The organism is Sphingomonas sp. UBA978 (genome assembly GCF_002292295.1).
Classification (GTDB): domain Bacteria; phylum Pseudomonadota; class Alphaproteobacteria; order Sphingomonadales; family Sphingomonadaceae; genus Sphingomonas.
Window position 1 is genome coordinate 95,385 of record NZ_DBBS01000011.1, and the last position, 22,749, is coordinate 118,133.

The following is a 22,749-nucleotide window of genomic DNA, read 5'->3' on the forward strand; positions in this document are numbered from 1 at the left end:
CCCGTCCATGCTACGAGGGGGACTATCATGAAGAATTACGCCTATCTGATCCTGCTGCCGTGCATCGCGGCGGCGACGCCCGCCGTCGCGCAGAGCGCGCAGTCGACCACCGGCCTCGAACAGGCCGCCGACGCCGGCACCGACATCCTCGTCACCGCCAACCGCGAGGCGCGGCCCGCGTCCACCGTCGGCCAGGCGGTGACCGTGCTCGACACCGCGACGATCACGCAGCGCCAGGCGGTCACCGTTTCCGACCTGCTGCGCCAGACGCCCGGCGTCACCGTGGTGCGCAACGGCGGCGTCGGCACCACCACCTCGGTCAACATCCGCGGCGCGGAAAGCGACCAGACCGTCGCGCTGATCGACGGCATCAAGCTCAACGATCCGTCGTCGCCCGGCGGCGGCTTCAACTTCGGCAGCCTGCTGATCGGCAACATCGCCCGTATCGAGGTGCTGCGCGGCGCGCAGTCGGTGCTGTGGGGCAGCCAGGCGATCGGCGGCGTCGTCAACCTCATCACCCGCCAGCCGACCGAGCAGCTGAGCATCAACGCCCGCGCCGAGGGCGGCTGGCACGAGACGGGGCAGGCGTTCGCCAACGTTTCGGGCAAGAGCGGCCCGGTGTCGGCGAGCGTCGGCGGCGGCTATTATACCACCGACGGCATCTCGACCTATGCGCCCGGCCCGGAACGCGACGGCTTCCGCAACTACAGCGCCAACGGCAGCGTCGGCATCGCGCTCGCGCAGAATGTGTCGGTCGACCTGCGCGGATTCTATGCCAACGGCCGCACCGATATCGACGGTTTCCCCGCGCCGCGCTTCGTGTTCGGCGACACCCGCGAATACGGGACGAGCGAACAGTGGATCGGCTACGCCGGCCTCAACGCCGCGCTGTTCGACGGCCGTTTCCGCAATCGCTTCGGCTATGCCCATACCGACAGCGACCGCCGCAACACCGACCCCGACGGCACCCCGACCGAGACGTTCCGCGGCATCGGCCGTAACGACCGGCTCGAATATCAGGGGACGGCCGACGTCACCTCCGCGGTGTTCGCGACCTTCGGCGCGGAGCGTGAGGTGTCGCGCTTCTCGACGTCGAGCTACGGCGGTCCGGTGACGCGTGGCCGCGCGCGCATCTTCAGCGTCTACGGCCAGGTCGCCGTCACCCCGATCGCCGGGCTGACCGGCACCGCGGGCGTCCGCCACGACGATCACAACATCTTCGGCGGCGCGACGACCTTCTCGGGCAGCGGCGTCTATTCGCCCAACGGCGGCGCGACCGCGTTCCGCGCCAGCTATTCGGAAGGGTTCAAGGCGCCGACGCTGTACCAGCTGCAGAGCGAATACGGGAACACCGCGCTCGATCCCGAACGTTCGCACGGCTGGGACGCCGGCGTGACGCAAAAGGCGCTGGGCGGTGCGGTCGAGGCAAGCGCGACCTATTTCCGGCGCAGCTCGTCCGACCTCATCACCTTCGTCTCCTGCGCCCGCCCGCTGACCGGCATCTGCACCGGCAAACCCAACGGCACCTATGACAATATCGCCCGCGCCCGCGCACAGGGTGTCGAGCTGTCGCTGCTGCTGCGCCCGGTGGAGGCATTGACGTTCAGCGCGGCCTATACCTATCTGGACGCGACGAACCGTTCGACCGGCACTGCCAATTTCGGTCGCGATCTTGCCCGCCGGCCGGACAACAGCGTCACGGTCAACGCCGATTATCGCTTCCCGTTCGGGCTTGCCACCGGGGCGACGATCACCGCGATTGGCGACAGCTTCGACAATGCCTCCAACGCCCGCCGGCTCGACGGTTACGTCGTCACCGACGTGCGGGCGTCCTTCCCGGTCGGCGCACATGTCGAGGTATACGGCCGCATCGAGAACGTCTTCGATGCGCGCTACCAGACGATCTACCAATATGGACAGCCGGGTCGCGGCGCGTTCGGCGGCATCCGCCTGACCTATTGACGGTGACCGACCCTCGCGTCCTCGCCACCTTCTGCGCCCATGGCGGGCGGGTGGCGGCGGCGCGTGCGGCGTTCGGGGGTGAGGACTGGATCGACCTGTCGACCGGTATCGCGCCCTGGGCGTGGCCGGTCGCGGGCGTGCCGCCCGGCCTCGATCATCTGCCCGAACCGGCGGCGATCGCCGCGCTGGAAGCCGCCGCGGCGCAGGCGTTCGGCGTCGCCGATCCCGCCGGCGTCGTCGCAGTGCCGGGGACCGACCTCGCCCTGCGCCTGCTCGCCGGCCTGCTGCCGGCCACCCGCGCGGCGGTGCTGCACCCGGGCTATGCCGGCCATCGCGCCGCATGGCCCGAGGCCGATCCGGTCGCCGACCTGCCCGCGATCGATCACGACCTGTTCGTGCTCGCCAGCCCCGCCAACCCCGACGGCCGGGTCACCGATCCCGCCACGCTGCGCGCCCTCGCCGACCGCCGCACCGTCGTCGTCGACGAAGCCTATGCCGATCCTGCCCCCGGCCTCTGTCCGCACGCCTCGGACCGCCTGATCGTGCTCCGTTCCTTCGGCAAATTCTATGGCCTCCCCGGCCTCCGCATCGGCTTCGTCGTCACCGGCCCGCGAGTGGCGGCGCAGGTTCGCGCAATGATCGGCGACTGGCCGGTATCCGGCCCTGCGGTGGCGATCGGCGCGGCGGCCTATGCCGATGCCGGCTGGCGTCGTGCGCAGCAGGCGCGGATCGCGGAGGCGGGCGTGCTGCTCGACGACCTGCTCGCCGGTGCCGGCCTCTCCGTCGTCGGCGGCGCGCCGCTGTTCCGGCTGGTGGCCTGCCGCGACGACCTGTTCGCGACGCTGGCACGCCACGCGATCCTGACCCGCCCGTTCGCCGACCGGTCCGACCGGCTGCGCATCGGCCTGCCGCGCGGCGCCGCCGCGCTCACCCGCCTCGCCACCGCTCTCGATGGATATCGCTGATGACCCCTTCCGACGATGCGCCCGATTATGCCCGCCACAATGCCCGCATGGCCCGCGTCGCCGCCGCGCGCGAAAAGATGCAGGCGCGCCGCACGCTCGAACGCGGCCTGCTGATCGTCCACACCGGCAATGGCAAGGGCAAGTCCTCCTCCGCCTTTGGCATGGCGATCCGCAGCATCGGCTGGGGGTTGAAGGTCGCGATCCTGCAATACGTCAAGGGCAAGTGGGAGACGGGCGAGCGCAATTTCTTCGAGGCGCATCCCGACCTCGCGACCTTCGAGGTGATGGGCGAGGGCTTCACCTGGGACACGCAGGACCGCGCGCTCGACATCGCCGCCGCCCGCGCGGCATGGGAACGGTCGAAGGCGATGATCCTCGATCCCGCGATCGACTTCGTCATCCTCGACGAACTCAACATCGTGCTGCGCGACGATACGCTGCCCATCGCCGAGATCGTCGCCTTCCTGCAGGAGCGCCCGCTCACCAAGCATATCTGCATCACCGGCCGCAACGCCAAGCCGGAGCTGCTGGAGATTGCCGACCTCATCACCGACTTCACCGAGGTCCGCCATCCGTACAAGGCGGGCTTCAAGGCGCAGCGCGGGGTCGAATATTGATGCGGCGGCTGCTCGCCCTCGCGGCGCTGCCGCTGCTGGCGTCGGCGGCGCCGGTGCGCAGCCCGCGCATCGTCTCGATCAACCCGTGTATCGATGCGGTGCTGATGCACGTCGCCGATCCCGGCCAGATCGCCGGCATCAGCCATTATTCGCAGGACCCGCGCGCGACCTCGATTCCGCTCGCGCAGGCGGCGGGTTTCAAGGCCACCTCCGGCACCGCGGAGGAGGTCGTCGCGCTCGCCCCCGACGTGGTGATGAGCGGGCCGCACGTCGCGCCCGCGACGATCGCCGCGCTCAAGCGGATGCGGATCAGGCTCGTGCAATATCCGGTGCCCGATTCGGTCGACGAGAGCGAGGAGCAGGTGCGCGACATCGCCCGCATCGCCGGCCATGCGGACCGCGGCGCGGCGCTGGCCATGCGGATCGCCGCGGCGGCGCGACCGGTTGCGGGACGGCCGGTGCCGGCTTTGATCTGGCAATCGGGCGGGCTGGTGCCGGGGGCGGGGACGCTGCCCGACGAACTGCTCGCCCGTGCCGGCTTCCGCAACATGAGCGCGGTCTATGGCCTCAAGAAATGGGACGTCCTCCCGCTCGAATATCTGATCGCGCAGCCGCCGCGCGTGCTGCTATCGGTCGGCGCGGCGGAGGTCGGCGAGGACCGGCTGACTTCGCATCCGGCGGTGCGGCGGCTCGCGGCGCGGATCGCGGTCGCGCCCTATCCGACGCGGCTGATGAATTGCGGCGGATCGACGATCGTCGCCGCGATGGCGCGGTTGCGACAGATACGACGGGGGATCGGCGCATGACGCGGCTCAATTTGCTCTTGGGCGTCGGCCTGCTGTTCGCGGCGGCGCTGTCGGTGGCGGCGGGCAAGGTCTGGGTGCCGTGGGATGCTTGGACCGCGGCCGATCCGCGATCGATCATCATCGTCGAGCTGCGCCTGCCGCGCACCGTTCTGGCGCTGCTGGTCGGCGCGGCGCTAGGGCTGTCGGGCGCGGTGATGCAGGGCTATCTGCGCAACCCGCTCGCCGATCCCGGCCTGTTCGGCGTGTCGTCGGGCGCGGCGCTCGGCGCGGTGCTGTCGCTCTATTTCGGCTATGCCGCGCAGGCGTGGCTGCTGCCCGGTTTCGCGCTGGCGGGAGCGGGGGCGACGATGGCGTTGCTCGCCCTGATCGCGGGACGGTCGGGCAGCCTGATCCTGTTCACGCTGGCGGGGATGATCCTGACCAGCATCGCCGGATCGATGACCGCGCTCGCGATCAGCCTCGCGCCGACGCCGTTCGTATCGTCGCAGATCGTCACCTGGTTAATGGGCGCGCTGACCGATCGCAGCTGGGACGATGTGACGATCGCGCTGCCCCTGGTCGCGCTGGGTGCGATGCTGCTGGCGACCACCGCTCGGTCGCTTGATGCGCTGACGCTTGGTGAGCAGGCGGCGCGTTCGATCGGCGTCGATCCGGGACGGTTGCAGGCATTGGTGATCGCCGGCGTCGCGCTGACCGTCGGCGCGGCGGTGGCGTCCGCCGGGGTAATCGGCTTCGTCGGCCTGATGGTCCCGCATCTCGTCCGCCCGCTCGCGGGCAATCGGCCCTCGGCGATCCTGCTGCCCTCCGCTCTGGGTGGCGCCTTGCTGCTGACGCTCGCGGATTGCCTCGTCCGGCTGCTGCCGACGGTCAGCGAATTGCGGCTCGGCATCGCCATGTCGATGCTCGGCGGGCCGTTCTTCCTGTATCTGCTGATCGCGATGCGTCGGAGGCTCGCATGACCGCGCTGACCGCCGACGCCATCGGCCTGTCGCTCGGTGGCAATCGCGTCCTCGATGGCGTCAGTGTCGCGTTCCGTCGCGGCCGCGTCACCGCCCTGCTCGGCCCGAACGGTGCTGGCAAGAGCAGCCTATTGTCCTGCCTCGCCGCATTGCGCACGCCCGACAGCGGCGCGGCCCGCCTCGATGGTTCCGACGTCGCCGGCCTCGACCGGCGCGAGCGCGCGCGGCGGATCGGGTTTCTGCCGCAGGCCGCAGACGTGCATTGGGACGTCGACGTCGCCACGCTGGTCGGCCTCGGCCGCCTGCCGCACCACGGCCGCTGGGGCGCCGGTGCCGCCGATCGCGCCGCGGTCGAGCGCGCGCTCGCGGCGACCGACATGACCGCGCTGCGCACCCGCGGGGTCGAGCGGCTGTCCGGCGGCGAGCGCGGCCGCGCGCTGCTCGCCCGCGTGCTGGCCGGCGAACCCGACTGGCTGCTCGCCGACGAACCGCTCGCCAGCCTCGACCCCGCGCACCAGCTCGACGTGCTCGCGCGGCTGCGCGCCGTCGCCGATGCGGGCAGCGGCGTCGTGCTGGTGTTGCACGACCTGCACCTCGCCGCGCGGATTGCCGACGATGCGGTGCTGATGCGCGGCGGCCGCATCGTCGCCGCCGGACCCGCCGACGCCGTGCTGACCGCACCGCTGATCGCCGAGGCCTATGGCGTCGACGTCGAGATCGGCGTCACGCCCGGCGGCCAGCGCTTCATCCTGCCGATCGCGCGGTGAACGCGGCTGCGCTCCTGCTCGCGGCGCTGATCGCGGAGGCGGCGCTGGGCTATCCGCGCCGCTGGCCGCATCCGGTGCAGGCGGCGGGCGCGCTGATCGCGGGATGCGAGCGGCGCTGGAACCGCGGCGGGCCGACGCGGCAGCGGCTGGCGGGGGTGGCGCTGCTGCTGGCTCTCGTCACGCTCGCCGCCGCGCTCGGCTGGGCCGTCCAGCATGTCGCGGGCGAGGGCTGGGGCCTGGTCGCGGTTGTACTGGTCGCCACCACCGGTCTCGCGCAACGTAGCCTGCACGATCACGTCGCCGCGGTGCTCGCGCCGCTGGCCACGGGCGACCTGCCCGCCGCGCGCCGGGCGGTGGCGATGATCGTCGGTCGCGACACCGCCGCGCTGGACGAGGCGGGTATCGCCACCGCCGCGATCGAGAGCCTCGCGGAAAGCTTCTGCGACGGCGTCGTCTCGCCCGCTTTCTGGTTGCTGATCGCCGGCCTGCCGGGGCTGTTCGTCGCCAAGGCGATCAACACCGCCGATTCGATGGTCGGCCATCGCACGCCGCGGCTGGTCCGGTTCGGCTGGGCCTGTGCCCGCGCCGACGATGTCGTCAACTGGCTACCCGCGCGGCTGTCGGGCGCGCTGATCTGCGTCGCCGGGCGTGGCGGCTGGCGGACGATGGTCCGCGACGCCGGCCGCCACGCCTCGCCGAACGGCGGCTGGCCCGAGGCGGCGATGGCGGGGGCGCTCGGCCGGCGGCTCGGCGGCGCGGTGAGCTACGATGGCGAGCCGGCGCGGCGCGCGATCCTCGGCGACGGGCCCACACCGTCGGTTGCCGACCTCCGCCGGGCCTTGCGCGTCTACCGGCGTGCCTGCATCGGCCTGTGGATCGCAACGGGAGCCGTCGCATGGGCGCTGTGATGCTGCAGGGAACCGGTTCCGACGTCGGCAAGTCGGTGCTGGTCGCGGGCCTGTGCCGCGTGTTCGCCAACCGCGGCCTCGCCGTCCGCCCGTTCAAGCCGCAGAATATGTCGAACAACGCCGCGGTCACCGCCGATGGCGGCGAGATCGGCCGCGCGCAGGCGTTGCAGGCGATCGCCGCGCGCGTCGCGGCGACCACCGACATGAACCCGGTGCTGCTCAAGCCGCAGAGCGACCGCACCGCGCAGCTCGTCGTCGGCGGCCGGGTACGCGGAACGATGGGACCGGGCGATTACCGCCGCCGCAAGCCCGATCTGCTCGCCGAGGTCATGGCCGCCTACCGCCGCCTGTCGGCGCAGGCGGATATCGTCGTGGTCGAGGGCGCAGGGTCGCCGGCGGAGATCAACCTGCGCGCCGGTGACATCGCCAACATGGGCTTCGCGCGTGCCGCGGGCGTGCCGGTGGTGCTGGTCGGCGATATCGACCGCGGCGGCGTCATCGCGTCGCTGGTCGGCACCCGCGCGGTCATCGACCCCGCCGATGCGGCGATGATCCACGGCTTCATCGTCAACAAGTTCCGCGGCGACCTGTCGCTGTTCGACGATGGCCTGACCGAAATCGGCACCCGCACCGGTTGGCGCAGCATCGGCGTCGTGCCGTGGCTCGCCGATGCCGCGCGCCTGCCCGCGGAGGATGCGGTCGCGCTGGGGCGCGATACGGCGGCGGGCGAGGGCGCGCTGGTCGCGGTGCCGATGCTGTCGCGGATCGCCAATTTCGACGACATGGACGCGCTGGCGCACGAACCCGGCATCCGGCTGGCGATGATCCCGCCGGGCGAACCGATCCCCGGCGATGCCGCCTGGGTGGTGCTGCCCGGCACCAAGGCGACGATCGCCGACCTCGGCTTCCTCCGCGCGCAGGGCTGGGACGTCGACATCGCCGCGCACGTCCGCCGCGGCGGCCGGGTGCTTGGCATCTGCGGCGGCTATCAGATGCTCGGCCGCACCGTCGCCGACCCGGAGGGGATCGAGGGCGAGGCCGGGACGGTCGCCGGACTCGACCTGCTGCCGATCGATACCGTGATCGCCGCCGACAAGCGGACGCGCGCGGTGAGCGGCACCTTTGCCGGATCAGCGGCAGGCTTCGGGGGCTACGAGATCCATGCCGGCGTAACTCGCGTCGATCCCGGTACGCCGCCACTGCTCCGATTCGACGACGGCACCGTCGACGGCGCGGTCGCGCGCGATGGCCGGATCGCCGGCTGCTACGTCCACGGCCTGTTCGACCGCGCCGCCGCACGCGCACACCTGATCGCACCGCTCGGCCTCGGCTCGGACGGGTTCGACCGGCGCGAGGTGATCGACGCCGCGCTCGACGGGATCGCCGCCACGCTGGAAGACGCGCTCGACATCGACGCGCTCATCGCCCTTGCAAGGACCGCCGCATGACCGAAGCCGACGTACGGGCGCATCTCGACGCGCTCGCCAAGCCGCGCGGCAGCCTCGGCCGGCTGGAGAGGCTCGCGGTGCGGCTGGCAATGACCCAGCGGCGGATCGACGCGCGCAGCCACCCGCGGCGGATCGTGCTGTTCGCGGGCGATCACGGCTGCGTCGCCGATGGCGTGTCGGCGTGGCCGTCGGCGGTGACGGGCATGATGGTCGCGACGATCCTGGCGGGGCAGGCGACCAGCAACGCGCTCGCCCGCGCGCACGATTGCCCGTTGCGGCTGGTCGATGTCGGCGTCGCCGGCCCGCGCGTCGGCGCGCCGCCGCCCTTCTTCCGCGACGCCCGTATCGCCGAAGGCACCGCCAGCCTCGCGCATGGCGCGGCGATGAACGTGGGACAGTTCGAGGCGGCATGGCAGGTCGGCGTGGAGGAGGCCGATCGCGCGGCGGACGACGGCGCGGCGGTGCTGATCGCGGGCGAGATGGGCATCGGCAACACCACCCCCGCTGCCGCGCTGACGGCGCTGTTGACCGGCACGTCCGCCGTCGATGCGGTCGGCCGCGGCGCGGGTGCCGACGATGCGATCCTCATGACGAAGACGCGTATCGTCGCCGATGCCGTCGCCCGCGCGGCACCGTTGCTCGCCGCCGACGATCCGGTGCCGGCGATCGCCGCGGTCGGCGGCTATGAGATCACGGCGATGGCCGGTTTCTACGCCCGCGGCGCGGCGCGCGGTGCGACGCTCCTGCTCGACGGCTATGTCGCCACCGCCGCGGCGCTGGTCGCCGAGCGGCTCGCGCCCGGCACCGCGGCGGCGATGATCGCCGGGCATCGCTCCGCCGAGCCCGGCCATGCCGCTGCGCTCGCGCATCTCGGGCTCGATCCGCTGCTCGACTGGGGCATGCGGCTGGGCGAGGGCAGCGGCGCCCTCGTCGCGCTGCCGCTGCTCGATGCCGCCGCGGCGGTGTTGAACGACGTCGTGCGGCTCGACGCGATTGGCGCCGAGCGGGCCGACTGACATGGTCCGCGCACCGGCCTGGGCGCCGCCGCTGCTGGCGGTGCAGTTCCTCACCCGGTTGCCGGTGCCGGTCCTCGCGCGCCTGACGCCCGAACAGGCGGCGGACGGGCTGGCGCGTGCGATGGCGTGGCTGCCGCCGGTCGGGACATTGATCGGATCGGCGACCGCGGCCGCGTTTGTCGTCGCGGGTCAATGGTGGCCGCCGCTGCTCGCCGCCTTGCTCGCGCTGGCGCTCGAGGCGTTGCTGACCGGCGCGTTCCACGAGGATGCCGTCGCCGATTTCTGCGACGCCTTCGGCGGCACCGCGCGCGGCGAGGCGGCGCTGCGGATCATGCGCGACAGCCGCATCGGCAGCTACGGCGCGCTGGGGCTCGGCCTCGCGGTCGCCATGCGCGTCGCCGCGATCGTCGCGCTGCCGTCCGCACTCGCGGTCGCGGCTATCGTCGCGGCGGCGACGCTCGCCCGGCTGTGCGCCATATTGCTCGCCGCGATCCTCCCGCCGGCGCAGGCGGATGGCGCCGCCGCGCGGATGGGCAGCGGTATGCCGCCCCGCCGCGTCGCGCTCGCGCTGTTGCTCGCCGCGCCAGGGCTGGTGCCGCTGGCGATCTTGCGCCCGACCGCCCTGCTGGCTGCGCTGGTCGCCATCGCGGTCCTGCTCGCATGGCTCGCCCGCTTCCTGCGCGCGCGGATCGGCGGCAGCACCGGCGACTGCCTCGGCTTTGCCGCCTATATGGCGCAACTCCTCGTGCTGCTCGCCGCGGCGGCGTGACCGCGCGCGTCCTCCTCGTCCGGCACACGGCGGTCGCCAAAGCGTGGTCGGGGCGCTGCTACGGCCGGTCCGACATGGGGCTGAGCCGCGCCGGCGCCGTGGCGATGCGGGCGCTGGCGGCGGACCTCGCCGCGCAGTCCTTCGCGACCATCGTCCATTCCGGCGCGATCCGCACCCGCCTGCTCGCCGGGCGGATCGCCCGCCTCACCGGCCGGCCGCTGCTTGCCGATCCCCGCTGGCTGGAGCGCGACTTCGGCACGTGGGAGGGGCGGCGCTGGCACGCGATCTGGCGCGAGACCGGCGACCTGATGGACCGGATGATGACCGATCCCGCCGGTTTCTACCCCGGCGGCGGCGAGAGCGGGCAGGACCTCGCCACCCGCGCCCGCGCCGCATGGGATGCGCTGCCCACCGACGCCGATACTCTGGTCGTCAGCCATGGCGGGCCGATCGCCGCCATACGCACGCTGCGCGCCGGCCAGCCGCTGGAGCGGACGATCGATGCCGTGCCGCCCTGCGGCAGCTGGCTCGCGCTGCCGCGTCAGGGTCGGGCCTAGGGCCGATCGACATTCAGATGATGACGTGCCGAAAACGGTGGTTTTGCATGACCCGGAGCGCAGCATACTAACGGTACGTGAGCACCGGAAGCATGCGAAACCGCCGTTTGCAGGCCGTCAGGGCTGAATGTCGATTGGCCCTAGCGCACCACGCGCAGGCCGCCGCCATGGCCGCGGGGCAGGTGAAGCAGTTCGTCCACCCGCGCCGCCAGGTCGATCTGGCGGAACGGCTTGGCCAGCCGCGGCACGTCGGCAGGCACGTCGGCGCCAGTCGCGGCATAGCCGGTGATGAGCAGCGTCGGCAGGCCATGGCCGGTATCGCGCAGCTCGGCGATCAGCGCCGCGCCGGTCATGCCCGGCATCAGATAATCGGTGACCAGCAGCTCGACGTCGACGCCGCCGCGGATCGCCGCCAGCGCCTGGCTGCCCGACGCCGCCTCGATCACCTGATAGCCGATGTCGCGCAGCATGTCGGCGGTGGCGGTGCGGACGATCTCCTCGTCGTCGACCAGCAGCACCTTGGCGGCGCGGCGCGCGGGGACCGGATCGCTGCGCCGATCGGCCGCGGCGCTCGGCTGGTCCAGTGTCACCGGTAGCCACAGTTCGACGCGCGTACCGCGTCCCGCCTCACTCGCCAGCGTCAGCGTGCCGCCTGATTGTGCGGCGAGGCCATGGATCATCGACAGGCCCAGCCCGGTCCCCTTGCCAACGCCCTTGGTCGAGAAGAACGGCTCGGTCGCCCGCGCCAGCGTCGCCTTGTCCATGCCGATGCCGGTGTCGCTCGCCATGATCCGCACGTAGCGCCCGGCGGCGAGCGTCACCGCATTGCGCGCGTCGACCTCGGCGGCGGCGACGGTGATCGTCAGCTGCCCGCCACCCGGCATCGCGTCGCGCGCGTTGATCGCGAGGTTGAGCAGCGCCAGCTCCAGCTGGTTGGGATCGACCCGCGCCGGCGGCAGGTCGCCCGGCACCTCCAGCACCACCCGGACCGTCGGGCCGAGCGAGCGGCGGATCAGATCAGCCATCCCGTCGATCAGCGCGCCGATATCCACCGCGACCGGCTGCAACGCCTGCCGCCGCGCGAAGGCAAGCAGCCGCTGCGTCAGCGTCGCTGCGCGCTCCGCCGCCTGCAGCGCGCCGCCGACCATCCGCTGCGTCCGCTCGTCGTCCTTGTGGCGCCGCCGGACCATGTCGAGGCTGCCGACGATGGGGGTGAGGAGGTTGTTGAAGTCGTGCGCGACGCCGCCGGTCAGCTGGCCGACCGCCTCCATCTTCTGCGCCTGCGCCAGTTGCGCGTCCGCTTCCTTGCGCACGGTGACGTCGGTGACCACGCCGACCAGCCGTTCGGGGGCGCCGTCGGCGTCGTAGCGCAGCCGCCCCTTCTTGGTGATCCAGCGCCGGCTGCCGTCCGCCCCCTCGATCGCGCATTCGATGTCAACGCTGCCGGTCTGCGGCGCGGCGCGGAAGGCGGCGGCGACCGCGTCGCGCTGCGCCGGGTCGACATGCGCGAGCATCCGCTCGACCGACCAGTGCGCCTGCGGCTCGGCATAGCCGAAGATCTCGTCGTGGCGCAGGCTGCGCCCGATCGCGCCGGTGGCGAGGTCGAGCTCCCAGCTGCCCATGCCCGCCGCCTCGAGCGCGAATTCGAGGCTGCTCCGCGCCGATTCCAGCTCCGCGGTGCGCTGCGCCACCGCATCCTCCAGCGTCGCCGCAGCGGCGCGCACCTCATATTGCCGCGCCCGCGCCTTGATCGCCGATCGCACCGCGCCCAGCATCGCCTCGGCATGCAGCGGCCGTTCGAGCAGCACGACGTTGCCGAGGTCGCCGACGCGCGCCGTCGCCTGTGCCGATCGCGGCGCGCGGCCGCCGTTGGCGAGCATGACGAAGGGCAGGTCGGACCAGGTCGGCTGCGCGGCGACCCAGGCGGACAGCGCCGACCGGTCCGCCGCCGCCAGCGCCTCCTCGGTAATCAGCACCGCCGCGACCGCGCCGGACAGGCCGGCGACCAGCGCCGCCAGCGTCGGCACCACCTGCGCATCGATGCCGCCGCGACGCAACAGGTCGGCGGCGACGGTGGCGTCCCGCCCGCGCGGCGCGAGGATGAGGACGGCGCCGTCCATCCTAGCCGGCCGACCCTCCGCGCCCCGCGGCGGGATCGGCGCGGCTGGCGAGCAGCGACTTGCCCTCGCCCGAGAAGGTCGGCACGCCGGTCAGCACGCCCTGGAAATGGGTTAGCGGCTCGCCGAATTGCAGCCCCTGCGTATCGATCCGGAATTCGCGGATCGTCCGCTCATGCCTGGCGGTGCGGGTCTTGATGACCGAGATCGCCTGGCGCACCGCGCCGAACGCCTCGAAATAGCGCAATTGCACCGCGGTATCGGCCAGATAGCTGAGATCGACGTCGGCGCGCACGTCGCCCATCACCCCGTGCATGCCGAGGATCAGCAACGTCACCACGCCGCGCTGGCCCAGATAGGTCAGCAGCTCGTGCATCTGGAGAATGAGGAACTTCTCGCTCGGCATGGATTGCAGATAGGCGTTGAGGCTGTCGACGACGATCACCTGCGCGTCGTCCTCCTCGACCGCGCTGCGGACCGCCGCGGCGAATTCGCCGGGCGACAGCTCGGCCGGATCGATCGCGCGCAGCGCCAGCCGCCCGGCATCGATGAACGGCTGCAGGTCCATGCCCAGCGCCGCCGATCGCGCCATCAGCGTCGGTGCCCGTTCGTCGAACAGGAAATAGGCCGCCTTCTCGCCACGTTCCAGCGCCGCATAGACGCATTGCACGATCGTCGTGGTCTTGCCGACGCCCGCCGGCCCGGTCAGCAGCGTCGCGGTGCCGACGACCAGCCCGCCGCCGAGCAGGGCATCGAATTCCTGCGAGCCGGTCGACACGAACCCCATGTCGTGGCGGACGCCGTGTTCGGACGCGACCAGCCGCGGATAGACGGCGAGGCCGCCGCGTTCGATCTCGAAATCGTGATAGCCGCCGCGATAGCGCAGGCCGCGCATCTTGACGACGTGCAGCCGCCGTCGCTGCGCACCGAAGCCGGACAGCAATTGTTCGAGCGACAGCACGCCATGCGCGATGCTGTGCAATTGCAGGTCGCTGCCGCTCGCGCTTTTGTCGTCGAGCACCAGCACGGTGCACTGGCGGGTCGAGAAGAAATGCTTCAGCGCCAGGATCTGGCGGCGATAGCGCACCGGGCTCTGCGCCAGCAGCCGCAGCTCGGACAGGCTGTCGATGATGACCCGCGCCGGCCGCAGTTCGTCGACCTTGGCCATGATCGCGCGCACCGTCTCGCCCAACTCGACCTCGCTCGGGTGGAGCAGCGTCTGTTCCTGGTCGTCGCCCAGGCCGTCCGCCGGCACCATTTCGAAGATGGTGATCGGATCGAGCGTCCAGCCGTGAGTCGCCGCCACCGCGCGCAATTCGACCTCGGTCTCCGCCAGCGTGATGTACAGTCCGCTCTGCCCGGCGGCCGCGCCGGCGAGCAGGAAGCCCAGCCCCAGCGTGGTCTTGCCCGTTCCCGGCGTGCCCTCGACCAGATACAGGCGTTCGGGCGTCAGCCCGCCGTTGAGGATGTCGTCGAGCCCGGCGATCCCGGTGGAAGCGATCTTCGATCCTTGCTGCACGCGCCGCTATCCTGCTTCGGGGGCCTGCCGACCGGAGGGATTTTCCGTTCGGCCGTACCGCGTTATCCGGTTTGCCGCCGCGGCGATAGCCGCACCGTGCCGGTATCGCGTACACCGGCCCCTTGACCCGACCCCGCCTTGGCGTGTGAGGACAGCCGCCGCATGACCGACACACCTCTCGCCCTCGGCCTCGATTTCGGCACCACCAATTCCGTCGCCGCGCTCGCCCGCGGCGACGGCGCCGATCTGGTGATGCTCGACGCCCCCGACGGGCCGGACCCGGTGTTCCGCTCCGCGCTCTGCTTCTGGGACGATGCCGGGCTGCAATCCGAGGGCGGCCCCTGGGCGATCCGCGAATATCTCGACTTTCCGGAGGGCAGCCGCTTCATCCAGTCGTTCAAGTCGGTCGCCGCCAGCGCCAGCTTCGAACATGCCACCGTGTTCGACCGGCGGATGCGGTTCGAGGATATCGGGCGGCTGTTCGTCGCGAAGATGGCCGCCCGCGCCGGCGGCGCGCTCGACGGCCGCGCCCGCCGGGTGATCGTCGGCCGCCCGGTCGCCTATGCCGGCGCCCGCCCGGACGAGGCGCTCGCCCGCACCCGCTACGACGCGGTGTTCGGCGCGCTGGGGGCGGAGGTGCATTACGTCTACGAACCCGTCGGCGCCGCGTTCAGCTATGCCGCGCGGCTGACCCATGCCGCGACGATCCTCGTCGCCGATTTCGGCGGCGGCACCAGCGATTTTTCCGTGGTGCGCGTCGACGTGCCGGGCGCAGGCCAGCGCTGCACGCCGCTGGGGCATGCCGGCGTCGGTATCGCCGGCGACCGGTTCGACCAGCGCATCGTCGACCGGCTGGTCATGCCGCTGCTCGGCAAGGGCGGATCGTACCGCTCGTTCGACAAGGTGCTGGAGATCCCCGGCGGCTATTTCGCCGATTTCGCCGACTGGTCGCGCCTCGCGCTGATGCGCAACCGCAGGACGCTGGCCGAGCTGGACAAGTTGCGCAGGGCCGCGCTCGATCCCGAGGCGATCGGGCGGATGATCGCGGTGATCGAACAGGAGGCGGGGTACAGCCTGTACGACGCGGTCGGCCGGCTGAAGCGCGCGCTGTCGCAGGCGGAGGTCGCCCAATTCCGCTTCGACGGTGCCGGCCTGAGAATCGCGGCGGAGGTGAAGCGCGCGGAGTTCGAGGCCTGGATCGCCCCCGATATCATCCGGATCGAGGCTGCGGTCGATCAGGCGCTGGCGGCGGCGGGCGTCGCGGCGGCGGGGATCGATCGCGTCTTCCTGACCGGCGGCACCTCGCTCACGCCGCGCATCCGCCGCCTGTTCGACGACCGCTTCGGCGCGGAGCGGATCGCGACCGGCGGCGAGCTGACCTCGATCGCGCACGGCCTCGCGCTGATCGGCACGCAGGACGACGTCGCCGCCTGGGCGAGCTGAAACTCGCGAGCGCCCGCACGCCACGTGGGCATTGCGTGCGTCCGCACGCCGGCTAAGGATTGAGTGCGCCCGCACGCCGTGTGGGCATTGAGTGCGCTCGCACTCGGGCCTAGCATCGGTCATCCTCTCTGCCGGAGATCGTCATGCGCCGTTCCTTGATGCTGTTGCCCCTGCTCGCCCTGCTTTCGGTCGGGGTCCATGCGCAGCAGCAGACCGCGCCCGCCGGCGGCGACATCCCGGCGAAGTTCACGCTGGTCGACACCGCCAACGATTACATCAAGCGCGAAGTCATGATCCCGATGCGCGACGGGACCAAACTCTACACCGTCATCGTCATCCCCAAGGCCGCGACCAACGCGCCGATCGTGCTGACCCGCACGCCCTACAACGCCAAGGGCCGCGCCAGCCGCAGCACCAGCGCGTCGATGCTCGCGACGCTGCCGCTTGCCGACGAGGCGTTCGTCAAGGGCGGCTATATCCGCGTCTATCAGGACGTCCGCGGCAAATACGGGTCGGAAGGGGACTATGTCGTCACCCGCCCGGTGATCGGACCGCTCAACCCGACCAAGGTCGATCACGTCACCGACGCCTATGACACGATCGACTGGCTGGTGAACAAGGCGAACCTGCCGCAGTCGAACGGCCGCGTCGGCATGATCGGGTCGAGCTACGAAGGCTTCACCGTCGTCATGGCGCTGCTGAACCCGCATCCCGCGCTCAAGGTCGCCGCGCCCGAATCGCCGATGATCGACGGCTGGATGGGCGACGACTGGTTCCATTACGGCGCCTTCCGCCTCGCCAACATCGCCTGGCTCGGCGGGCAGACCGGCTACAAGGGCGGCGGCACCGTGCCGCCGACCGGCGGCTGGGACGATTACGACAATTTCCGCGAGGTGGGCTCGGCCGGCGACTGGGCGAAGAAGTCGGGCTACGACCAGTTGCCCTATTGGACGCGCATGTCGCAGCATCCCGCCTATGACGGCTTCTGGTCGGGGCAGGCGCTCGACAAGCTGCTCGCCGCCAATCCCTCCAACGTCCCCACGATCTGGGAACAGGGATTGTGGGATCAGGAGGACATGTACGGCGCGATCACCGCATGGGAGGCGCTGAAGGCCAAGGGCAAGACCGGCAACAACTTCCTCGTCATGGGGCCGTGGCGGCACAGCCAGATCAACCGCGAGGGCCGCAGCCTCGGCCCGTTCCAGTGGGACGGCGACACCGCCGCGCAGTTCCGCGAACAGATGGTGCTGCCGCTGTTCGACCAGTATCTCAAGGACGGCCCGGCCGCGAACCTGCCGCAGGCGGCGATCTACAACACCGGCGAGAATCACTGGGACCGGCTGGCGAACTGGCCGCTCGCCTGCGAGAGCGGCTGCGCCGCGCCGCTGAAGCCGATCTACCTGCAGGCCGACGGTGGCCTCGGCTTCGCCAAGGGCGGGGCGGGCGGCGACAGCTACGTCGCCGATCCCGCCAAGCCGGTGCCGCACCTGCCGCGCCCGGTGAACTTCGGCGACGGCCGCTGGGGCGACTGGCTGGTCAGCGACCAGCGCCACGCCGACGGCCGCCCCGACGTGATGACCTACACCACGCCGGTGCTGACGCAGGCGATGCGCGTCTCCGGCGCGCCGATCGCCGATCTCTATGCGGCGACGACCGGCACCGACGGCGATTTCGTCGTCAAGGTGATCGACGTCTATCCGACCGAGAATGCGAGCGATCCCAAGATGGGCGGCTACCAGCTGCCGATCAGCCTCGACATCTTCCGCGGTCGCTACCGCGACAGCTTTGCGCAACCGAGCGCGATCCCGGCGAACAAGGTCCAGCATTACAAATTCCGCCTGCCGACGGTGAACCACGTCTTCCAGCCCGGCCACCGCGTGATGGTGCAGGTCCAGTCGAGCCTGTTCCCGCTCTACGACCGCAATCCGCAGACCTATGTGCCCAACATCTTCTTCGCCAAGCCGGGGGATTACCGGAAGGCGACGGTGACGCTGAAGCGCGGCGGTGCGACCCCCAGCGCGGTGCTGTTGCCGGTGGTGCCGGTGGAGCAGCCGCAGGCGCGCTGACCCGTCATGGCGCGACGGGCAGCGTCACCACGAACCTTGTCCGGTCCCCCTCGACCAGATCGATCGTGCCGCCGCCCGCCTCCAGCAGCGACCGCGCGATCGCCAGTCCCAGCCCGGTGCCGCCGGTCGTGCGTCGCGTCGTGAAGAACGGTTCGAACAGGCGCAGCCGGTCGCCCGCGGCGATCCCCGGTCCGTCGTCGGTGACGTGCAGCGCGACCCGCTCGCCCACCGAACCCGCGACGCATACGCTCCGCGCGCCGGCCTGCCGCGCATTGTCGAACAGCGTCGCCAGCGCATTCTCGATCGTCGCGGCGGGCAGCGCCACGCGCGGCGGCGGCGTGTCCCATCGCACGTCGATCGCGAACGCATCCCCGCGACAGGCATCCGCGATCCGCGCCACCACCGGCACCGGGTCGACCGCATCGTCCGCCGGCGCCGCCATGTCGGCGCGCGCCAGTTCGAGCAGCCGCGTGACCAGCAGCGCCAGCCGGTCCGCATCCGCATCGGCGTTGGCGAGGAAGCGGTGGCGGTCGCCCGCCGCCATGTCGGGATGGTCCTGCAACAACTCGATCGCGCCGCGGATGCCGGCGAGCGGCGTCTTGAATTCGTGGCTGACCGCATAGGCGAAATCGCGCAGGTAGCGCGACCGCCGCTCGATCGCCGCGGTCATCACCGCGAAATCGGCATAGAGGCCCTGGATCTCGATCGCCGCGGTGGCCGGCACCTCCGGCACGCTGCCGCGCCCGCTCGCCACCGCGCGCGTCGCCTGCCCCAACCGCTCGATCGGCCGGGTGATCCCGCGCGAGATCACGCCGCTCAGCAGCACCAGCAGCGCGAAGATCGCGGCGATGCCGATCGCGATCTTGCCACGGTCGGCGTATAGCCCGCGGAACAGCGCCCGCGCCGATCGCGACAGCAGCAGCACGCCGACGACGCGCCCGTCGACGACGATCGGCCGCGCATGATGGACGCGGATCGCCGCCGCGCGCGACAGCCATTCGAAGCTGTAGACCGCGCGATAGGCGCGGTTGCGGCGCAGCACCGTGGTGGGCGTCCCGCGCAGCGCCGCCGCGACCTCGGGCAGCGTCGCATAGCCGCCGCGCCGGCCGTTGCCCGCGACGATCCGGCTCTGCCGGTCGAGCAGCAGGATGCTGGCGAGCGTCGTCATCTGCGTCGCGCGCAGCACCGGCGCCAGCCGCGGCGCCGCCGCTGCGGCATCGGCGGCGACCGGCGCGGCGGGGGCCGGGGCGGGGCGTTCCGGCAGGATCGGCGTCAGGCTCAGGTCGACGCCGTCGCCGGGCGGCACGATCCGCTGCGGATAGAGCGCGCCCCCGGTCGCCCCCGGCCAGTCCGCCGCGGCGGCCGCTGCCAGCGCCGCGCCCTGCGCGACCAGCTCCGCCTCGGTCTGGCGCACCAGCGTGTTCTCGTAGACGCGCAGGAACACCGCGCCGAACCCCGGCAGCGCCGCGACGAGGAACAGCGTCGCGAACAGGATCGTGCGCAGCCGCAGCCGCGGCCAGTGGCGCTTCGCCCAGGCCTTCACGCGCCCGTACATGCCCCCAGCCGGTAGCCGATCCCCGGCCGCGTCTCGATCAGGTCGGCGGCACCGGCGGTCGCGAACTTGTGACGCAGGTTGCGGATATGGCTGTCGATCGTCCGGTCGGTGATCGCGAAGCCCGGCCCGTGCAGCCGGTCGATGATCGCATCGCGGCTGAACACCTTCGCCGGCATCGACGCGAGCAGGCGCAGGATCGAGAATTCGGTGACGGTCAGCGTCACCTCCCGGCCCTCCCACAGCGCGCGCCAGCCATCGAGGTCGAGCCGCAGCCGGCCATGCTCCAGCCCGCGCCCGTCCTCGACCACCGGCGGCCGCGCGGCGGTGCGGCGCAGGATCGCCATCACCCGCGCCACCACCTCGCGCGGCGAAAAGGGCTTCACCACATAATCGTCCGCGCCCAGCTCGATGCCGAGCACCCGGTCGATCTCGTCGTCGCGGCTCGACAGGAACAGGATCGGCACGTCGCCCTCTGCGCCCCTCACCGCGCGGAGCCGGCGGCAGACCTCCAGCCCGTCCATCCGCGGCATGTTGATGTCGAGGATGACGAGATTGGGGCCGTGCCGTTCGGCGAGCGCCAGTCCCGCCTCGCCATCTTCCGCCTCGAGCGTGTCGAGCCCCGCCTTGCCGAGCGCGAACACCAGCAGCTGGCGGATATGGGGATCGTCGTCGACGACGAGGACGGTGCGCGGCATCGGGCACAGGATCATCGTTGCGCCGCCTTAGTCAATGGCCATGCCGGCGGCGGCACGATGCTGCCGTCGCATCCCCGCCCGTTGTCGGCGCGGCGCACCTGCGGCGGGCGGCGTCCCGTCCTGCCCTCGACCGCCGCGAGCCGGCGCGCGTTGCGGCCCGACCAGCTGCGCCAGTCGTCCTGCAATTCCGTCGTCCGCAGCTGCGCCTGCCAGCGCAGATAGGTCAGCCGGTCGCGCAGTCCCGCATCCTTCGCATGGCGTTCCAGCCGGGCGAGCGCGACCAGTCCCGACGGGCCGAGCCGCGCCAGATAGCACAGGTCGAGCGGTGGCCCGGCGCGGCCCTTGTCGATCGCGACGTCCGCATTCCACGCTGCCGCCGTCGCGCCGAGATCGACGGCGCTCGCCGCGCTGAGCACCAGCGCCGCGGCGAGCGCGTTAGCGTTGACCAGCCATGCCGCCGACCGGCCGCGCAGCAGTCGCCACAGGATCAGTGCCAGCCCGGTCGCGACCAGCGCCATCCACGCCAGCGCCGCCAGCCGCAGCCCGGTCATCGCATAGGCCGCGATATAATCGACCAGCCGCAACGCGCTGGAGGCGACGAGCAGGAGGTTCTGCGCGATCCACAAGGTCACCAGCCGCCGTACCGCCGGGCTCGCCGCGCCGCTGCCGCCGGGGCGCAGGGTCACCAGCACGAACAGCGCCGCCAGCAGGGCGGTGACGATCAGCGCATAGGCGCCGCGATGCGCATAATCGGCCATGGTGACGCCGGCGGGCAGCGGCGCGCCGCTCCACAGGAACAGGATGTCGAGCAGGTTCTGCACGGCGAAGATCGCATTGAAGGTCGCCAGCGACAGCACCAGCGTCGCGACGCCCAGGTCGAAGCGTGCGATGGCCCCCGGCGTCGCGAACCGTTCGCCGATCCGGGGCGACAGCCGCGGCCGCAGCGTCGCCCAGACCGCGGTCAGCATCACCGCCGCCAATATGGTCCGCCAGATCACGTCGGTGAGGTCGGGCAGCGCGATGCGGCCGAAGGCGTCGCCGATCAGCGGATTGGCATTGGCGAACAGCGTCAGAAACACTGCGCCGCCGACCACCGGCACGACCAGCATCGCCACGCCCGCGCGCACGCCGCCGCGCCGCGCCCGCCGCCGCGCCGCCGCGCTCCAGGCCAGATCGCGCCACGGCAGCCCCAGCCCGACCAGAGCATGCCAGCCGAGCCGCTGTCCCCACCGCAGCGCATCGTCGAACCGCCGCCCGGGCAGCAGCGCGGCGAGCGAGATCGCGATCCAGCCGAGCAGCAGCGCGAGCGGATTGGGATCGTCGACCAGCACCAGCGCGAACCCCGCCGCCGCGACCAGCGCGTTCCGCGCCGCCGGCGTCCGCCGCACGATCGGCCGCGTGAGCGCGAGCGCCGCCACCCAGATCAGCGCCAGCACGCCGATCGTGCCGCCGATCTCGCTGCCGGTCGAAAAGATCCCCTCCGCCACCATCGCCACCGCGATCGCCGCCGCCAGCTTGGCGGCCATCGGCATGGCCGGGCGTGGTCCGTTCGTCGTCGTCATCGCATCCATCCTCCGGTGTCCGGGGACGATGGATGCACGCCCCCGGTGCGGGGAGAAGCGCGGGGTCGGTGTCCGCTCCGGCAATCTTCGGTGCAGATCCCGTGCAGGCCGCGGCCTGCGAGCCGCGTGGCGTCAGTCCGGCGTCGTCGCGCGCTTCGCCGATCCGTCGCGCAGCGCCCAGCGCAAGACCGATCCGATCCCGGCCATGCCCGCGCGCACCGCCGGCCGGCCGACCGCGGGGCGTTCCAGTCCGTGCATGCGCGCCGCCCAGTCCGGCAGCAGGTCGATGCCGCCCTCCATCAGCAATGTCTGCGCGGCCGCCATCGCGCGGCTGGCGGGCTGCTGGTGCAGCAGCGCGCGGGCGACCTCGCGCGTGCGGTGGTCGGCGCGCAGCTGCGGCCGGACCGCGGCGAAATAGGCGTCGACCGCGGCGCGCGTCCCGGGCACGCCGGTCGCGCCCAGTTTCTCCGCGACGACGGCATATTCGGCCAGATAGCGGTCCTGCTCCGCCGCGGGATAGGCCGGGTCGCGATAGCGGCGGTGCGCGGCGAGGAAGCTCGCCACCTCGGCGACATGGACCCAGGTCAGCAGGTCGGGATCGTTAGCGCTGTACGGCGTGCCGTCGGGCAGGGTGCCGGCGACGCGGTCGTGGATGCCGCGGACCTTGGCGATCAGCGTCTCGGCGGTCGCGGTCGCGCCATAGGTGGTGCCGGAGATGAACTGCGCGGTCCTTCGCAGCCGCCCCAGCATGTCGCGGCGGAAATTGCTGTGGTCCCACACTCCCGCCAGCGCACCCGGGTGCAGCATCTGGAGCAGCAGCGCGGCGACGCCGCCCGCCATCATCGCGGTGAAGTCGCCGTGGACGACCCATGCCGCCGATCCCGGCCCGAACAGGCCGTCGTCGCCCGGTGGTCGCCGCAGATCGACGGCGCCGTCGCCGAAGCCGACCAGCCGATGCACTTGTCCCTGGATCGTATCGCGAATGTCGCCCATGCTGCCGATCTCTTATAGCCTCACG

At 71.9% G+C, this 22,749-nt stretch carries 19 protein-coding genes; 13 read left to right on the top strand and 6 right to left on the bottom strand.

What is annotated here, in order from left to right; translation table 11 throughout:
• Positions 1-27: 27 nt before the first annotated feature.
• Genes B2515_RS05205 through B2515_RS05255 form a run of 11 tightly spaced genes read left to right on the top strand, consistent with a single transcriptional unit; the run spans position 28 to position 10,774 of the window.
• Complete coding sequence (locus B2515_RS05205) at positions 28-1,962, top strand: TonB-dependent receptor plug domain-containing protein (RefSeq protein WP_293874535.1); 1,935 nt, start codon at positions 28-30, stop codon at positions 1,960-1,962.
• Between the two features lie 2 nt (positions 1,963-1,964).
• On the top strand, positions 1,965-2,927 hold the full coding sequence (locus B2515_RS05210) for an aminotransferase class I/II-fold pyridoxal phosphate-dependent enzyme (RefSeq protein WP_293874536.1): 963 nt from the start codon (positions 1,965-1,967) through the stop codon (positions 2,925-2,927).
• Entirely contained in the window at positions 2,927-3,544 is a 618-nt protein-coding gene (gene cobO / locus B2515_RS05215; RefSeq protein WP_293874537.1) for a cob(I)yrinic acid a,c-diamide adenosyltransferase, read from the top strand. The genes B2515_RS05210 and cobO overlap by 1 nt, the downstream gene beginning before the upstream one ends.
• The gene (locus B2515_RS05220; RefSeq protein WP_293874538.1) at positions 3,544-4,350 is read left to right on the top strand and encodes an ABC transporter substrate-binding protein; all 807 of its coding nucleotides are present in this window, start codon (positions 3,544-3,546) and stop codon (positions 4,348-4,350) included. Before cobO ends, B2515_RS05220 begins: the two co-directional genes overlap by 1 nt.
• Entirely contained in the window at positions 4,347-5,309 is a 963-nt protein-coding gene (locus tag B2515_RS05225; RefSeq protein ID WP_293874539.1) for a FecCD family ABC transporter permease, read from the top strand. The genes B2515_RS05220 and B2515_RS05225 overlap by 4 nt, the downstream gene beginning before the upstream one ends.
• The gene (locus B2515_RS05230; protein ID WP_293874540.1) at positions 5,306-6,076 is read left to right on the top strand and encodes an ABC transporter ATP-binding protein; all 771 of its coding nucleotides are present in this window, start codon (positions 5,306-5,308) and stop codon (positions 6,074-6,076) included. Before B2515_RS05225 ends, B2515_RS05230 begins: the two co-directional genes overlap by 4 nt.
• On the top strand, positions 6,073-6,984 hold the full coding sequence (gene cbiB, locus B2515_RS05235) for an adenosylcobinamide-phosphate synthase CbiB (protein WP_293874542.1): 912 nt from the start codon (positions 6,073-6,075) through the stop codon (positions 6,982-6,984). The genes B2515_RS05230 and cbiB overlap by 4 nt, the downstream gene beginning before the upstream one ends.
• Entirely contained in the window at positions 6,972-8,432 is a 1,461-nt protein-coding gene (locus B2515_RS05240; protein ID WP_293874544.1) for a cobyric acid synthase, read from the top strand. Before cbiB ends, B2515_RS05240 begins: the two co-directional genes overlap by 13 nt.
• Positions 8,429-9,448 (top strand): nicotinate-nucleotide--dimethylbenzimidazole phosphoribosyltransferase, encoded by a 1,020-nt coding sequence (gene cobT / locus B2515_RS05245; RefSeq protein ID WP_293874546.1) that lies wholly within the window; start codon positions 8,429-8,431, stop codon positions 9,446-9,448. The genes B2515_RS05240 and cobT overlap by 4 nt, the downstream gene beginning before the upstream one ends.
• Before the next feature lies 1 nt (position 9,449).
• Positions 9,450-10,217, top strand: coding sequence for an adenosylcobinamide-GDP ribazoletransferase (gene cobS, locus B2515_RS05250; RefSeq protein WP_293874548.1), 768 nt, complete (start codon positions 9,450-9,452; stop codon positions 10,215-10,217).
• Positions 10,214-10,774 carry a histidine phosphatase family protein gene (locus B2515_RS05255; protein ID WP_293874549.1) on the top strand — a complete coding sequence of 187 codons (561 nt, stop codon included), beginning with the start codon at positions 10,214-10,216 and terminating at the stop codon, positions 10,772-10,774. Before cobS ends, B2515_RS05255 begins: the two co-directional genes overlap by 4 nt.
• 140 nt (positions 10,775-10,914) lie before the next feature.
• Here the strand turns inward: B2515_RS05255 and B2515_RS05260 are convergent, their stop codons facing one another.
• Both B2515_RS05260 and B2515_RS05265 read right to left on the bottom strand, forming a co-directional pair.
• Positions 10,915-12,894: an ATP-binding protein gene (locus B2515_RS05260; protein ID WP_293874550.1), complete on the bottom strand. Its 1,980-nt coding sequence runs from the start codon at positions 12,892-12,894 to the stop codon at positions 10,915-10,917.
• Position 12,895: 1 nt separating this feature from the next.
• Positions 12,896-14,410 carry an ATPase domain-containing protein gene (locus B2515_RS05265; RefSeq protein ID WP_293874551.1) on the bottom strand — a complete coding sequence of 505 codons (1,515 nt, stop codon included), beginning with the start codon at positions 14,408-14,410 and terminating at the stop codon, positions 12,896-12,898.
• Positions 14,411-14,572: 162 nt separating this feature from the next.
• On the opposite strand from B2515_RS05265, the gene B2515_RS05270 reads away from it, so the two are divergent.
• Both B2515_RS05270 and B2515_RS05275 read left to right on the top strand, forming a co-directional pair.
• Positions 14,573-15,853: an Hsp70 family protein gene (locus B2515_RS05270; RefSeq protein WP_293874553.1), complete on the top strand. Its 1,281-nt coding sequence runs from the start codon at positions 14,573-14,575 to the stop codon at positions 15,851-15,853.
• Positions 15,854-15,996: 143 nt separating this feature from the next.
• Positions 15,997-17,919 carry a CocE/NonD family hydrolase gene (locus tag B2515_RS05275; protein WP_293874554.1) on the top strand — a complete coding sequence of 641 codons (1,923 nt, stop codon included), beginning with the start codon at positions 15,997-15,999 and terminating at the stop codon, positions 17,917-17,919.
• 4 nt (positions 17,920-17,923) lie between these two features.
• Here the strand turns inward: B2515_RS05275 and B2515_RS05280 are convergent, their stop codons facing one another.
• The 4 genes from B2515_RS05280 to B2515_RS05295 all read right to left on the bottom strand — a co-directional run bounded on the left by B2515_RS05280 (position 17,924) and on the right by B2515_RS05295 (position 22,724).
• The gene (locus B2515_RS05280; RefSeq protein ID WP_293874556.1) at positions 17,924-19,474 is read right to left on the bottom strand and encodes a sensor histidine kinase; all 1,551 of its coding nucleotides are present in this window, start codon (positions 19,472-19,474) and stop codon (positions 17,924-17,926) included.
• Positions 19,459-20,184 carry a response regulator transcription factor gene (locus B2515_RS05285; protein ID WP_293874557.1) on the bottom strand — a complete coding sequence of 242 codons (726 nt, stop codon included), beginning with the start codon at positions 20,182-20,184 and terminating at the stop codon, positions 19,459-19,461. Before B2515_RS05285 ends, B2515_RS05280 begins: the two co-directional genes overlap by 16 nt.
• The gene (locus B2515_RS05290) at positions 20,181-21,731 is read right to left on the bottom strand and encodes a DUF4153 domain-containing protein (RefSeq protein WP_293874558.1); all 1,551 of its coding nucleotides are present in this window, start codon (positions 21,729-21,731) and stop codon (positions 20,181-20,183) included. The genes B2515_RS05285 and B2515_RS05290 overlap by 4 nt, the downstream gene beginning before the upstream one ends.
• Before the next feature lie 132 nt (positions 21,732-21,863).
• Positions 21,864-22,724, bottom strand: a complete 861-nt coding sequence (locus B2515_RS05295; RefSeq protein ID WP_293874559.1) for an oxygenase MpaB family protein — start codon at positions 22,722-22,724, stop codon at positions 21,864-21,866.
• Positions 22,725-22,749: the final 25 nt, after the last annotated feature.

Bases quoted from the DNA above. Each gene is read 5' to 3' on its own strand.
- B2515_RS05220 (WP_293874538.1), top strand. From the start codon at position 3,544: ATGCGGCGGCTGCTCGCCCTCGCGGCGCTGCCGCTGCTGGCGTCGGCG.
- B2515_RS05240 (WP_293874544.1), top strand. From the start codon at position 6,972: ATGGGCGCTGTGATGCTGCAGGGAACCGGTTCCGACGTCGGCAAGTCG.
- cobS (WP_293874548.1), top strand. From the start codon at position 9,450: ATGGTCCGCGCACCGGCCTGGGCGCCGCCGCTGCTGGCGGTGCAGTTC.
- B2515_RS05270 (WP_293874553.1), top strand. From the start codon at position 14,573: ATGACCGACACACCTCTCGCCCTCGGCCTCGATTTCGGCACCACCAAT.
- B2515_RS05290 (WP_293874558.1), bottom strand. From the start codon at position 21,731: ATGACGACGACGAACGGACCACGCCCGGCCATGCCGATGGCCGCCAAG.
- B2515_RS05285 (WP_293874557.1), bottom strand. From the start codon at position 20,184: ATGATCCTGTGCCCGATGCCGCGCACCGTCCTCGTCGTCGACGACGAT.
- B2515_RS05225 (WP_293874539.1), top strand. From the start codon at position 4,347: ATGACGCGGCTCAATTTGCTCTTGGGCGTCGGCCTGCTGTTCGCGGCG.
- B2515_RS05205 (WP_293874535.1), top strand. From the start codon at position 28: ATGAAGAATTACGCCTATCTGATCCTGCTGCCGTGCATCGCGGCGGCG.
- B2515_RS05260 (WP_293874550.1), bottom strand. From the start codon at position 12,894: ATGGACGGCGCCGTCCTCATCCTCGCGCCGCGCGGGCGGGACGCCACC.
- cobO (WP_293874537.1), top strand. From the start codon at position 2,927: ATGACCCCTTCCGACGATGCGCCCGATTATGCCCGCCACAATGCCCGC.
- B2515_RS05230 (WP_293874540.1), top strand. From the start codon at position 5,306: ATGACCGCGCTGACCGCCGACGCCATCGGCCTGTCGCTCGGTGGCAAT.
- B2515_RS05275 (WP_293874554.1), top strand. From the start codon at position 15,997: ATGCGCCGTTCCTTGATGCTGTTGCCCCTGCTCGCCCTGCTTTCGGTC.
- B2515_RS05280 (WP_293874556.1), bottom strand. From the start codon at position 19,474: ATGTACGGGCGCGTGAAGGCCTGGGCGAAGCGCCACTGGCCGCGGCTG.
- B2515_RS05295 (WP_293874559.1), bottom strand. From the start codon at position 22,724: ATGGGCGACATTCGCGATACGATCCAGGGACAAGTGCATCGGCTGGTC.
- cobT (WP_293874546.1), top strand. From the start codon at position 8,429: ATGACCGAAGCCGACGTACGGGCGCATCTCGACGCGCTCGCCAAGCCG.